11 protein-coding genes and 2 pseudogenes are annotated in these 11,813 nt (G+C 69.2%); 4 read left to right on the top strand and 9 right to left on the bottom strand.

Features of this window, described 5'->3' with window-relative positions; all coding sequences use genetic code 11:
* Positions 1 to 4 precede the first annotated feature (4 nt).
* The 9 genes and pseudogenes from soxB to ASF43_RS03525 all read right to left on the bottom strand — a co-directional run bounded on the left by soxB (position 5) and on the right by ASF43_RS03525 (position 8,831).
* Positions 5 to 1,735 carry a thiosulfohydrolase SoxB gene (gene soxB / locus ASF43_RS03565; RefSeq protein ID WP_235578113.1) on the bottom strand — a complete coding sequence of 577 codons (1,731 nt, stop codon included), beginning with the start codon at positions 1,733 to 1,735 and terminating at the stop codon, positions 5 to 7.
* 61 nt (positions 1,736 to 1,796) lie between these two features.
* Positions 1,797 to 2,438, bottom strand: a complete 642-nt coding sequence (soxX, locus tag ASF43_RS03560; protein WP_056176701.1) for a sulfur oxidation c-type cytochrome SoxX — start codon at positions 2,436 to 2,438, stop codon at positions 1,797 to 1,799.
* Positions 2,439 to 2,448: 10 nt separating this feature from the next.
* A pseudogene (locus ASF43_RS03555) lies at positions 2,449 to 3,056 on the bottom strand (sulfur oxidation c-type cytochrome SoxA).
* A gap of 65 nt (positions 3,057 to 3,121) precedes the next feature.
* Positions 3,122 to 3,433, bottom strand: a complete 312-nt coding sequence (gene soxZ, locus ASF43_RS03550; protein ID WP_200932414.1) for a thiosulfate oxidation carrier complex protein SoxZ — start codon at positions 3,431 to 3,433, stop codon at positions 3,122 to 3,124.
* Between the two features lie 12 nt (positions 3,434 to 3,445).
* Positions 3,446 to 3,916, bottom strand: coding sequence for a thiosulfate oxidation carrier protein SoxY (gene soxY, locus ASF43_RS03545; RefSeq protein ID WP_056176698.1), 471 nt, complete (start codon positions 3,914 to 3,916; stop codon positions 3,446 to 3,448).
* A 66-nt stretch (positions 3,917 to 3,982) separates the two neighbouring features.
* The gene (locus tag ASF43_RS03540; protein WP_056176696.1) at positions 3,983 to 5,029 is read right to left on the bottom strand and encodes a c-type cytochrome; all 1,047 of its coding nucleotides are present in this window, start codon (positions 5,027 to 5,029) and stop codon (positions 3,983 to 3,985) included.
* A pseudogene (soxC, locus tag ASF43_RS03535) lies at positions 5,013 to 6,449 on the bottom strand (sulfite dehydrogenase). Before soxC ends, ASF43_RS03540 begins: the two are co-directional and overlap by 17 nt.
* Positions 6,446 to 6,820, bottom strand: coding sequence for a helix-turn-helix transcriptional regulator (locus ASF43_RS03530; RefSeq protein WP_082497566.1), 375 nt, complete (start codon positions 6,818 to 6,820; stop codon positions 6,446 to 6,448). Before ASF43_RS03530 ends, soxC begins: the two are co-directional and overlap by 4 nt.
* 100 nt (positions 6,821 to 6,920) lie before the next feature.
* The gene (locus ASF43_RS03525; protein ID WP_056176691.1) at positions 6,921 to 8,831 is read right to left on the bottom strand and encodes a propionate--CoA ligase; all 1,911 of its coding nucleotides are present in this window, start codon (positions 8,829 to 8,831) and stop codon (positions 6,921 to 6,923) included.
* Between the two features lie 81 nt (positions 8,832 to 8,912).
* Here ASF43_RS03525 and ASF43_RS03520 point away from each other — a divergent pair, with 81 nt between their 5' ends.
* The 4 genes from ASF43_RS03520 to grpE all read left to right on the top strand — a co-directional run bounded on the left by ASF43_RS03520 (position 8,913) and on the right by grpE (position 11,751).
* Positions 8,913 to 9,383: a helix-turn-helix domain-containing protein gene (locus tag ASF43_RS03520; RefSeq protein WP_235578112.1), complete on the top strand. Its 471-nt coding sequence runs from the start codon at positions 8,913 to 8,915 to the stop codon at positions 9,381 to 9,383.
* Positions 9,361 to 10,536 (top strand): fumarylacetoacetate hydrolase family protein, encoded by a 1,176-nt coding sequence (locus ASF43_RS03515; protein ID WP_056176688.1) that lies wholly within the window; start codon positions 9,361 to 9,363, stop codon positions 10,534 to 10,536. Before ASF43_RS03520 ends, ASF43_RS03515 begins: the two co-directional genes overlap by 23 nt.
* 102 nt (positions 10,537 to 10,638) lie before the next feature.
* The gene (locus tag ASF43_RS03510) at positions 10,639 to 10,992 is read left to right on the top strand and encodes an FKBP-type peptidyl-prolyl cis-trans isomerase (RefSeq protein WP_056176685.1); all 354 of its coding nucleotides are present in this window, start codon (positions 10,639 to 10,641) and stop codon (positions 10,990 to 10,992) included.
* 186 nt (positions 10,993 to 11,178) lie between these two features.
* Positions 11,179 to 11,751, top strand: coding sequence for a nucleotide exchange factor GrpE (gene grpE / locus ASF43_RS03505; RefSeq protein WP_056176682.1), 573 nt, complete (start codon positions 11,179 to 11,181; stop codon positions 11,749 to 11,751).
* Positions 11,752 to 11,813 lie beyond the last annotated feature (62 nt).

Below are 11,813 nucleotides of genomic sequence, written 5' to 3'. Positions count from 1 at the left end.
CGCGTCAGCCCACCCCCGCGTTGCCTTGCACACCGCGCAAGAGCGGGTTGTTCAGACGGCGCGGCGCGACCACCGGGTGCGCCGCGAGCCACGTCTCCACGACCTCCCAGATCGGTGGCCCGGCATTGCGGCTGGCCTGCGCAACGGGCGCCCAGCCGGCCACCCTGTAGGTCTTGTCGGCCTCGATGGGCCGCCCGTTCAACCGCATGTCGGAGATGCGTGCACCCATGCCGGCAGCCGGCTCGCAGGCATACGTGAGCCCGCCCACGCGCACCATGTCACCACCTTGCTGGTAGTACGGGTCGGGGTTGAACAGGTTGTCGGCCACGTCTTCGAGCACGGTCTTGAGCATGTCGCCGCGCATGTCGGTGAGCGTGCTCCAGGGGTAGGTGATGGCGGTCTGGTCCATCACATGCTCGCGCGTGATGGCCTGCCCGGGCAGCAGGCTGGTGCCCCAGCGAAAGCCGGGGGAGAACGCCATCTCGGCGCCGCGCACATCCATCATGGCGTCCAGGATCAACTGGTCGAAGCTGCCGTTGAAATTGCCGCGGCGGTACAGCAGTTCGTCGCTCACGGCCAGCTTGTGGGCCAGCCGGCTTTCGTGCGGCGCACGGATGCGGTCGATCAACGCGGCCATCGCCGGGTCGGCCGGCAGCAGGTCGGCGAACACGGGCAGCAGCCGGTAGCGCAAGTCGCTCACCTTGCCGCCCTGCACCTGCAGGTCCAGCACGCCGAGGAACTTGCCGTTGCTGCCGGCGTTGGTGACCACGGTCTGGCCACCCGGGTTGCGCACGACGACGGGCACGGGCACGCCGTCGTGCGTGTGGCCGCCCAGGATCGCGTCGATGCCGCGCACGCGGCCGGCCAGCTTGAGGTCCACGTCCATGCCGTTGTGGCTCAGCAGCACGACAGCCTGCGCGCCCTTGCCGCGCACTTCGGTGACCAGGGCCTGCAGCTCCTGCTCCTGGATGCCGAAGGTCCAGTCGGGCACCAGCCAGCCGGGGTTGGCGATCGGCGTGTAGGGGAAGGCCTGGCCGATCACGGCGACCGTCGCGCCGTTCATCTGGCGCAGGCTGTAGGGCTTGAACACCGGGTCGCCGAAGTCACGCGTCTTCACGTTGTGCGCGAGGAACTCGATGTGGCCGGCCAGGTCGCGCTCGACGACCTGCTGCACGCGTTCGGCGCCATAGGTGAACTCCCAGTGGCCGGTCATCATGTCCACGCCCAGGAGCCGGGTCGCGTCCACCATGTCCTGGCCCTGCGACCACAGCGCGGTCGCACTGCCCTGCCAGGTGTCGCCACCATCGAGCAGCAGCGCGCCGGGCCGCGTGGCCTTGAGTTGCTGCACCAGCGTTGCCAGGTGCGCGAAGCCGCCCACCTTGCCGTACTGCCGCGCGGCGCGTTCGAAGTCCAGGTAAGTCAAGGCATGGGCTTCGCGGCTGCCGGCCTGCAAGCCCGCGGCGCGCAGCAGGTGTTCGCCGACCAGATGCGGCACCTGGCCCTGCATGCCACCCACGCCCAGGTTTACCGAGGGCTCGCGGAAATACACGGGCAGCAGTTGCGCGTGGCAGTCCGTCATGTGCAGCAGGTGCACGTTGCCGAAGCGCGGCAGGTCGTACAGCGTGCTGGCCGCCCGCTCGGGCTGGATGGCACAACCCATCGGCAGGCCCGAGGCCATGGCCGCGGCCAGCACGCCCGTGAACTCGCGGCGCGACAGCGTCACTGGTGCACCCATCGGCCTGCGGCCTGTCCCGCCAGGCGTGAGCGAGCTTTCCTGGGGCGGCCCAGCGCGGCGCTCATTGGGCGTTCACGGGCGACTGCGGGTCCAGCAGCAGCGCCATCACGTCGCGCAGTTGCTGCTCGTTCAGGATACCGGCGTGGCCGAAGCGCGGCATGCCGGAACACGCGTTCGTGCCCTTGGCGTTCCACAGCTTGCCCCAGGTGTATTCGACGATGGCGCGGCTGTCGGGCGCGGCCGGGTCGGCCACGCCGCGCAGCCGGCCGTACTGGTACAGGCTGGGGCCGATGCTGCCGAACGACAGCTCGGCCTTGCCGATCTGGTGGCAGTTGTGGCAACTGCCGCCGTTCAGCGCGCCGGGCGCGTCGGTCCAGGTCAGGCCCCGGCCGTTCTGCGCGATGCGCTCGCCCTCACGCCAGTCTCCGACATAGCGGCCATCGGCGGGCGGCCGAACGGTCTTCTGGTTGGCCTCTTCGATGGCCTTGGCCAGGCTGGCCTCCAGCGGCTGGCCCATGGCTTCGGAACAGGCCTGGTTCGACTGGTTCTGCAGGTTCGCCAGCCGGTCCATGCCGGCAATTCCCTGCGCGCGGAACGAGGATGCGATGGCCGCGCGCGTGGCGGCGTCCACGTCCTGCGGGGTGGGAGCGCTCGCGCAGGCGGACAGCAGCACGGCGGCGAGGGGCAGGTAGATGCTTTGCATGGACGCCCCTTCAGCGTTTGAGCGCGGGCGCGATGGATTCGCCACCCCGGCCGTTCACACCCATGTAGACCGACAGCGCGATCGTCGCGTCCGAGCCGAAACCCGGGTACGGAAAGCGCTGCTGCCGGTAGCAATCGTTGAGGCGGCGCTGCATGCTCCACAGCTCGCCGCTGGACACGCGGTAGGCAGGTCGAACTTCATGCCGCGCGACTCGGCCGAGATCCAGGCCACGAGCGACTCCATGTTCTTCTGCTCGCCGACGCCGAAGCGCTCGGCGGCAATGGCCGCGGCGTTCAGGCCCTGCAGCCTTTCCATGCAGGTGAGCAATCGCGATTCGAGGTCCTGCACGCGCTGCGTGTCGGCGAACCAGCGCGGCAGCTGGACGAAGGCGCCCTTGACCACGCCCGGCCCCTGGCCCAGGTCGCACTGCTGCAGCGACGCGTTCTTCGGGCCGCGTGGCTGCTTCCACAGGTCCTCGCCGCGCGCTTCGAACAGCTCGGCCGGGTTGCCATCGGCCAGCATGGCGCGGTACTCGGCGATGCCTTCGGCTGTGCTCTTGTGCGCCTGCGCAGCCAGCGGTAGCAGCGCCGCTGCCAGCAAGGCGGTGGTCCATCTCATCGTGCGTCTCCTCGTGCTGTCGTTGTGCGGGGCGCCTGTGCCGGCGCTTTGCAGGGCACCCCGCCTCAGGCGATCGTGGCCTCGTCGCTGCGCTTGTCGCCGCGGTTGTCGACCCAGCTCACGACCACCTTGTCGCCGGCCTTGCCGCCCCTGAACGCGAACTGCATGAACGGGTTCTTGGAAACCGCCGGGCCCCATTGCGCACGCATGACGACCTTGCCGTCGTGCGTGGCCTGGATGTTCTGGATGAACCAGGCCGGAATCAGCTTGCCGGCCGCGTCACGGCGCTGGCCGCTTTCCATCTCGTGGCTGACCAGCACACGCACCGTGGTCTTGTCGCCCTGGGCCTGGGCCCGGATTCGCATCGGATCGCTCATCTCGTCTTCCTTTCAGCCGCCGCAGCCACCGAGCGTGACCTTGACTTCCTTGACCGCGTAGTAGAACTTGTCGCCCGCCTTGGCCACTGCGTAGACGTTGGACGACTGCCCCATCTTCACGTTGGTCGACACGTTGGCATCGGTGCCGGCCGGCAGGTCGAACAGCGCGGCAAGGGCGTTCGGGTTCTTCTCGACGACCAGCGCGATCTGCGTCGTGGAGGCCAGGTTGCTCTGCGCGCCGATGCGCACCACGGCACCGTTCTCGGCGATCTCGGGCGCCTGCAGTACCAGGTCCTTGCTCTCGACCGCCGTGCCACCGCCCAGTGCCTTCACGGCCTCGGCCAGCGACTTCGAGTCGAAGGCCGCCTTGTTCCAGCCGGCTGCATCCTGCGCTGCAGCCGTGGCGGGCAGCAGGCCGCTGCCGACCGCCAGGCCCAACGCCGCGGCGCCGGTGCTCTTGTTCATGAATTCACGACGTTCCATGGGGGCTCCTAGTGAAGGGCGGGGATTCTAGTAACCGGGTGCGGGCCAGGGCCGCAGAAGGCTTTGTCATGGCGCGGCCCCTGCCGCCAGCCACTGCGCGATCCGCCGGGCATCGGCCTCGGGCAGGGTCTGGGCGGGCTTGGGCACATTGCCCCACGCGCCCTGGCTGCCGGCCTGGGTCTTGCCGGCCAAGTAGGCAGCGGCATCGGCCTGGCCCGCGTGACGGGCTGTGATCTCGCGGAACGAGGGGCCGACCAGCCTCGCGTCCATGGCATGGCAGGCCAGGCACGCGTTCCTCTGCAGCATGGGCATCAGCGCCGCGCCTTCGGTGGCGGGGACAGGCGTTGCGCCCTGCGCCTGTGCCGTGGTCTGCACACCGCGCGTGGCACCGATGCCGCGCGACTGTTCGGCCAGGTTGCCATGCGCGTCACGTGCATGGTCCGGCAGACGGCCGGCCACGTGGGCCTGGCCCGGGCAGTCGCGCATGCAGTCCGAGCCCTGCACGTCGGGCTTCGACAGCGCGCCGAACGCCTGGCCCGGCCACATGGCATGGCGCGTGTCCATGCCCTCGCGGTTCGGCATGCGCTGCTGCACCTCGCGCATGTTGCGGTCCGACAGCGCGCCGTCGTCGGGCAGCACGTGTGCCAGGTTCAGCATGTAGGCCGTCACGGCATAGACCTCGTCCACCGTCAGCGACCGGGGCGCGGTCCACGGCATGGCGCGGCGGATGTAGTCCCACAGCGTGGAGACGTGGGCCACCTTCATCATGGTCGTGCGCACTGGCGTGTTGGCGCCGGGCAGCAGGCCGGCGACGCGGCCCTGGCGGATGTCATCGGGCGTGGTGCCGCCCACCAGGGGCGGGAAGACTTCGTTGCTCTCGCCGAAGCTGCCGTGGCAGAACGCGCACTGCGCCTCCCAGATCTGCTCGCCGCGCCGCACCGTGTCCTGCCCTCGCGGCAGGCCCTGCAAGTCCGGCCGCACGTCGATGTCCCAGGCCGCAACCTCGGCCGGCGTGGCACCGCGGCCGATGCCGTCAAAGCGCGTTGCCTGCGCCAGCGCAGCCGTGCCGGCCAAGGCGCACGCCAGCAGCAGCGCATCACGACAGCTGGACATTGCGCACCTCGCCGCCAGGCTCCACCAGCCAGGTCTGGCTCGCGTTGTTGTGGTAGATGCTGCGCGTGCCGCGCCGCTGGCGCAGGGCCGCATAGGTCGGCTGCACATGGCCGGTCTCGTCGACGGCGCGGCTCATCAGCAGGGCGGCCTCGCCGTGCCAGGCCCAGTTGCACTGGAACCGTGTGAGGCATTTGGACAGCACCGGCGCCTGCAGCCGCGCCGGCCGCCAGTTGCGCCCGCCATCCACCGCGACGTCAACGCGCCGGACCTTGCCGCGCCCGCTCCAGGCCAGGCCGGTGATGTTGTGAAAGCCTTTCTCCAGCACCATCTGGCCGCCGCTGGGCGAGGTGATCACGCTCTTGACCTCCTGCACCGAGGTGTACTGCCGGTGCCGGCCGTCGGGCATCAGGTCGATGTAGTGGATAGCCTCGTCCTTGGTCGCCCAGGGAAGATCGCCCAGCTCGATGCGGCGCAGGTACTTGACCCAGCTGACACCCTGCACGCCCGGCACGACCAGGCGCAGCGGGTAGCCGTTCTCGGGCCGCAGCATCTCGCCGTTCTGGCCGTAAGCGACCAACACTTCGTCGTTCAGAACCTGCTCGATGGCAATGGTGCGCGTCATGCCCGAACCATCGGCGCCCTCGGCCAGCACGAAGCGCCCGCGCTTGAAGTCGGCACCGCACATCTCCAGCAGCACGCGCAAGGGCACGCCCGTGTACTCGCTACAGCTGAGCATGCCGTGCGTGTACTGCACCGTGGGCACGGCGACGTTGCCCCATTCCATGCCGGTGTTGGCGCCGCATTCGATGAAGTGCATGCGGCTCACGCTGGGCAGGCGCATGAGCGCCGCCCGGCCGCCCGAAGGCGCTCGCACCGCAGGCCGTCAGGCCGAAGGTAGTCCAGTGAGCGCGTCCATCGTGAACACCATGGGGCGCTGGAGCATGGTGGCGTCGCTGCCGTTGAGCATCAGCCGGTGGCGCGACGGGTCGATGTCCCACCAGCCCTGGTGGTGTCGTTCGACGTGCAGCCCGCTGGGCGTGACGATGCCGAACAGCCCCTGCAGCGGGCAGAAACTCACGCTGGACCGGCGCACGCGCGTGAGGCCCGGGCTCTCGCGGCGCTGCAGGTTTTGCTCCCATACGCTGGGCTGGCCGTAGCCACGCGCGGCGACGGGCTGGCCCAGAGCCTTGCTGTGCTCGGGCAGCTCCAGGATCTCCTGGTCGCCCTCGCCGGCTGCGCGTGCGCCGCCGGCCAGTGCTGCCGCCATCGCGCCGGCCAGGAAGCTGCGCCGGCCCGCCCGCACCTCGCGGATCTGCGCAGCATTGAGAAAACCCTCGGGCGCCCGCGTCAGGCTCCCAGGAATACCGTCGCGCTGCGCGCTGCGGTGATGCGTGTCTTCGGGCGGCTGGGCGAGGCTCATGGCACGGCCCGCCCCACCAGGCGTTCGGATGTCGGCACCTGCACCGGCTCGTCGACCTCGATGGCGATCTGCGTGCAGACGGCGCGGCACAGCATCACGGCGCGCTCGCTCTGCACGCGGTAGAGCACCTGCGTGCCTTCCTTGCGCCGCGCCAGCAGCCCCGAGCGGTACAGCACGTTGAGGTGCTGCGACAGGTTGGGCTGCGTGGTGTCGACCTGCTCGAGCAGTTGCCAGACCGAGCGCTCGCCGCCGCACAGTGCCGACAGGATGCGCAGCCGCATCGGCGTGGACAGCACGCCGAACAGCTCGGCTGCGAGTTCGAACACCCGGCCCGGGTCCACGTCCTGCGATGCGCTGAGCAAGGGCTTCATCAGATATCCGTCCATAAGCAATGACTGATATGTTGGCCGCGGGCCCGGCGTGCGTCTCTCAGGGGGTTACCCCAGCGTGCGGTCCACGCACGCCGGGCGCTCAACGCGCCATGAGCGCGCGGATCTGCTCCAGCGCCGCCGGGTCTTCCATGGTCGTCAGGTCGCCCGTGTCGCGCTGCTCGCAGACCGCCTGGATCGCGCGGCGCAGCAGCTTGCCGCTGCGCGTCTTGGGCAAGGTGTTCACGACCAGCACGCGCGCCGGCCGGGCCAGCGCGCCGAGCTGGCCATCCACGACCCGCATGACCTCGCCCTCCAATTGCAGCCGCGCAGCGGCATCGTCCAGGCCGGCCGCATCGCGCGCCACGATGAAGGCCATCGCCACCTGGCCCTTGAGCGCGTCGGCCACGCCGACCACGGCGACCTCGGCCACGTTCGGGTGGCTGGAGACGGCCTCCTCGATCTCGCGCGTGCCCAGCCGGTGGCCGGCCACGTTGATCACGTCGTCGGTGCGGCCCAGGATGAAGTAGTAGCCGTCGGCGTCGCGCACGCCCCAGTCGAACGTGCTGTAGACCTCTCGGCCAGGAATGCTCTGCCAGTAGGTCTTGACGAAACGCGCATCGTCGCGCCACACCGTCTGCATGAATCCGGGCGGCGTGGGCCCCTGCACCACGACGACGCCCTTGCGCCCCGGCTCGGTCAGCTCTTCGCCCGTGGCCTCGTCCAGCAGCCGCACGTCGAAGCCATACATGGGCACGCCCGGGCTGCCGAACTTGCTGGCGCGTTTTTCCACGCCGTTGGCAATGGTCATGAGCGGCCAGCCGGTCTCGGTCTGCCAGTAGTTGTCGATGATGGGCACGCCCAGCGCGTCGGCGATCCAGCGGCCCGTGGGCTCGTCCAGCGGCTCGCCGGCCAGGAACAAGGCCTTCAGGCTGGAGACGTCGTGCTGCTTCAGCGCGGCCGGATCCTGCTTCTTCAGCACGCGCACGGCGGTCGGCGCGCTGAACATCACCGAGACCTTGTATTTCTCGACCAGCGACCACCAGATTGCCGGGTTGGCCTCGCCGTCCAGTCCGCGCGTGGGCAAGCCCTCGTACAGGATGGTCGCCATGCCACCGATCAGCGGGCCGTAGACGATGTAGCTGTGGCCCACGACCCAGCCGATGTCGCTGGTGCAAAAGAAGGTCTCGCCGGGTTTGCCCATGAAGATGTGCGGCAGGCTGGCGGCCAGCGCCACGGCGTATCCACCCGTGTCGCGCTGCACGCCTTTGGGCTTGCCGGTGGTGCCGCTGGTGTACAGCGTGTAGCTGGTATGTGTGGCATCCACCCACACACAGGGCACCTGGGCGTCCCGATGCTGCTGGCGCAGCGTGGCGTAGTCGTGGTCGCGGCCGGCCACCCGCTCCATGGGCGCCAGGCCGCGGTCGACCAGCAGCACGGCTGCGGGCTTGTGGCGCGACAGCCGGATCGCCTCGTCCAGCAAGGGCTTGTACGGAATTACCTTGCCGCCGCGCGAGCCCGCATCGGCGCTGACGATGAGCTTGGGCTCGGCGTCCTCGATGCGCGAGGCCAGCGAGCCCGATGCGAAGCCGCCGAAGACCACGGAATGGATGGCGCCGATGCGCGTGCAGGCCAGCATCGCGAACACGGCCTCGGGCACCATGGGCATGTAGATCTGCACGCGGTCGCCGGTCGTGATCCCCAGGCTCTGCAGCGTGGCCGCCATACGCTGCACCTCGTCGTGCAGCGCGCGGTAGGTATAGGTCTTCTCGATGCCGACTTCGGTCGACACGAAGATCAGCGCATCCTGGTCGGCGCGCGCGGCCAGGTGCCGGTCCACGGCGTTGTGGCACAGGTTGGTCGTGCCGCCTGCGAACCAGCGCGTGAACGGCGGCTGGCTGTGGTCGCAGATGGTCTGCGGCGGCGTCTGCCAGGTGATCCACTCGGCTTGCTGGGCCCAGAAGGCGTCGCGGTCCTCGATGGAGCGACGGTGGAACTCGGCGTAGACGGACATCGGTTTTCCTTGTGTTGGCGCGGGCGCGCTGGCCAGAGCCGGCGAGCATGCACGTCGCGCCGCGCGCCGTGCAAGTAGGTGTTGCACTCGGGTACAGCCCTGGCGCAGTTCGATACAGCGCTGGCACAATTTGCCGATGCCCGCCGCCGCCCCACGCCCTGCCCCAGCCCGTTCGTGGGGCACCGCGGCGTGACACCGCGCGACAAGCCCGCAGTGTTCCAGTTGCTGGCGCTGCTCGAAGCCCGCTACGCCCTGCGCGTGCTGTGGGCCTTGCGGGACGGCCATGCCCAGACCTTCCGCCTGCTGCAGGACAGCGTGGGTGGCGTGACGCCGAACACCTTGAACACACGCCTGAAGGAACTGCGCGCGGCCGAACTCGTCACCCACGGGCCGGACGGCTACGTCATCACCCCCCTGGGCGCCGACCTGGCCAGGCGCCTGAACGAACTGCCGGCCTTTGCCCACAAGTGGGCCGCTGGCCAGACCAAGAAAAGCGTTCCACCACCTTCCCCGTTGAATGGAGACATCGATGCAAGAACACCTGCAGGCTGACGCCTTGCTGCCCGAAGACCACGAGGACGCCGTGCTGATCGGCCGCGTGTGGCAGGAGGGCCTGGGTGCCGTGCTGGTGCAGGTGCGCGCCGATGGCGTGTACGACCTGTCCCGGCTGGACGCCACGTGCAGCGCGCTGCTGGAGCACGACGACCCGGCCGCCGCCGTGCGGGCACACGGCGGCGAGCGCATCGCCGACACCCAGGCGGTGCTGAAGAACTCGGCCTGGAATGCACGCCACACCAGCCAACCCTGGCTGCTGGCGCCATGCGACCTGCAGGCCATCAAGGCGGCCGGCGTGACCTTCGTCGCGTCCATGCTGGAACGCGTGATCGAGGAACAGGCGCGCGGCGACGCAGGCAGGGCCGAAGCCGTGCGCGCCGCCGTGGTCGGCGTGATCGGCGACAACCTGGCCAGCATCCGCCCGGGCTCGGCCGAGGCAGCGAAGCTCAAGGAGGTTCTGATCGCCCAAGGCGCCTGGTCGCAGTACCTGGAGGTGGGCATCGGCCCGGACGCCGAGATCTTCACCAAGTCGCAGCCCTTGAGCGCGGTCGGCACGGGCGCCGAGGTCGGCATCCACCCCGGCAGTGTCTGGAACAACCCCGAGCCCGAGATCGTGCTGGCCATCGACAGCAACGGCCGCGTCAAGGGTGCGGCCCTGGGCAACGACGTGAACTTGCGCGACTTCGAGGGCCGCAGCGCGCTGCTGCTGGGCAAGGCCAAGGACAACAACGCCTCCTGCGCCATCGGGCCATTCATCCGCCTCTTCGACGACAAGTTCGGCATCGACGACGTGCGGCGCTGCGACCTCGCCATGCGCGTGACCGGCGAAGAAGGCTTCACCATGGAAGGCGCGAGCAGCCTCTCGAAAATCAGCCGCGACCCGCTGGACCTGGCCGGCCAGGCCATCGGTGAGAACCACCAGTACCCGGACGGGCTGGTGCTGTTCCTGGGCACCATGTTCGCGCCCACGCAGGACCGCCACGGCCCCGGCCAGGGCTTCACGCATGTGGTGGGAGACACCGTGACCGTGGCTACGCCGCGCCTGGGCCGCCTGGCCAACCGCGTCAACCACTCGGACAAGGTCACCCCCTGGACCTACGGCATCGGCGCGCTGATGCGCGACCTGGGCCGCCGGGGCCTGCTGGCATAATCGCCGGCTCCGCGCGCGCCACCTGGCCGTTTGCAGCTGCACACCACGGCCGGCGCGCTCCTTTCGCTACAACATCGGTAGCATCCGACCCAAGGAAACCGCATGACCACCACCGCTTCCGGCCTGCAATACGAAGACACCGTCCTGGGCAACGGCGACACGGCCGTCAAAGGCAAGAGCGTCACCGTGCACTACACGGGCTGGCTCTACAACGACGGCACGCAAGGCGCCAAGTTCGATTCCAGCAAGGACCGCAACGACCCCTTCGTGTTCTCGCTGGGCGCCGGCATGGTGATCCGCGGCTGGGACGAAGGCGTGGCCGGCATGCAGGTCGGCGGCAAGCGCACGCTGATCATCCCGGCGGAGCTGGGCTACGGCGCGCGCGGCGCTGGCGGCGTGATCCCTCCGAACGCGACGCTGAAGTTCGACGTGGAGTTGCTCGGCGTCTCTGCCTGAGCGCCCCGCGCTCCGTAAGGCCGGCAGATGCCGGCTTTTTTTCGACCGCAGTTTTGCGCTTCGGCTGACGGCTGGGCCGCCGCACATCGCCTAATTTTTTCTCGTGGCAGCCAGCGCGACCCTTGAAAGACCAGGGTCAATCCCCAGCTAGCGCCGTTGTCAGCAATTCTTGACCTTCCACACCGCATGACCGAACCCATCCAACCCAACGAAAAGCCTGGCGCCGAAGCGCCGCAAAGCCCCGAGGAACGCGAGGCCGCCATGTTCGCCAACGAAGCCGACGCGCTGGCGCAGGCCCAGGCCGAGCTGGCCACGCTGAAGGCCAAGAGCGGCGAACTCGCAGACCAGTTCCTGCGCGCCAAGGCCGAGGCCGAGAACGCGCGCCGCCGTGCGGATGAGGAGATCTCGAAATCGCGCAAGTTCGCGGTCGAGAGCTTCGCCGACAGCCTCCTGCCCGTCATGGACAGCCTGGAGACCGGCCTGGCCCACAAGGACGCCACGCCCGAGCAGATCCGCGAGGGCGCCGAAGCCACGCTGCGCCAGCTCAAGAGTGCGCTGGAGCGCAACAAGGTCATCGCCATCGATCCGGCGCCCGGTGACAAGTTCGACCCGCACCAGCATCAGGCCATCAGCGTCGTGCCGCTGGCGCCCGGCGTGCAGCAGGAACCGAACAGCGTGGTCACCGTGCTGCAAAAGGGCTACCTGATCGCCGAGCGCGTGCTGCGCCCTGCGCTCGTCACCGTCGCCGCGCCGCAATAAACCGCACCGAATCCACGGGTTGACCCCTTGAATCGCACAGGCTTATCCACACGTTAGCAACA

The sequence above is a fragment of the Pseudorhodoferax sp. Leaf267 genome, assembly GCF_001422405.1.
Taxonomy (GTDB): domain Bacteria; phylum Pseudomonadota; class Gammaproteobacteria; order Burkholderiales; family Burkholderiaceae_C; genus Pseudorhodoferax.
Note: the sequence above shows the minus strand (reverse complement) of the source record. Positions and strands in the feature narration are given on the sequence as shown.

Excerpts from the sequence above, each read along its gene's own strand:
- ASF43_RS03540 (WP_056176696.1), bottom strand. The coding sequence starts at position 5,029 with ATGTCCAGCTGTCGTGATGCGCTGCTGCTGGCGTGCGCCTTGGCCGGC.
- soxX (WP_056176701.1), bottom strand. The coding sequence starts at position 2,438 with ATGCAAAGCATCTACCTGCCCCTCGCCGCCGTGCTGCTGTCCGCCTGC.
- soxB (WP_235578113.1), bottom strand. The coding sequence starts at position 1,735 with ATGGGTGCACCAGTGACGCTGTCGCGCCGCGAGTTCACGGGCGTGCTG.
- ASF43_RS03515 (WP_056176688.1), top strand. The coding sequence starts at position 9,361 with ATGCAAGAACACCTGCAGGCTGACGCCTTGCTGCCCGAAGACCACGAG.
- ASF43_RS03525 (WP_056176691.1), bottom strand. The coding sequence starts at position 8,831 with ATGTCCGTCTACGCCGAGTTCCACCGTCGCTCCATCGAGGACCGCGAC.
- grpE (WP_056176682.1), top strand. The coding sequence starts at position 11,179 with ATGACCGAACCCATCCAACCCAACGAAAAGCCTGGCGCCGAAGCGCCG.
- ASF43_RS03510 (WP_056176685.1), top strand. The coding sequence starts at position 10,639 with ATGACCACCACCGCTTCCGGCCTGCAATACGAAGACACCGTCCTGGGC.
- soxY (WP_056176698.1), bottom strand. The coding sequence starts at position 3,916 with ATGGAACGTCGTGAATTCATGAACAAGAGCACCGGCGCCGCGGCGTTG.
- ASF43_RS03530 (WP_082497566.1), bottom strand. The coding sequence starts at position 6,820 with ATGAAGCCCTTGCTCAGCGCATCGCAGGACGTGGACCCGGGCCGGGTG.
- soxZ (WP_200932414.1), bottom strand. The coding sequence starts at position 3,433 with ATGAGCGATCCGATGCGAATCCGGGCCCAGGCCCAGGGCGACAAGACC.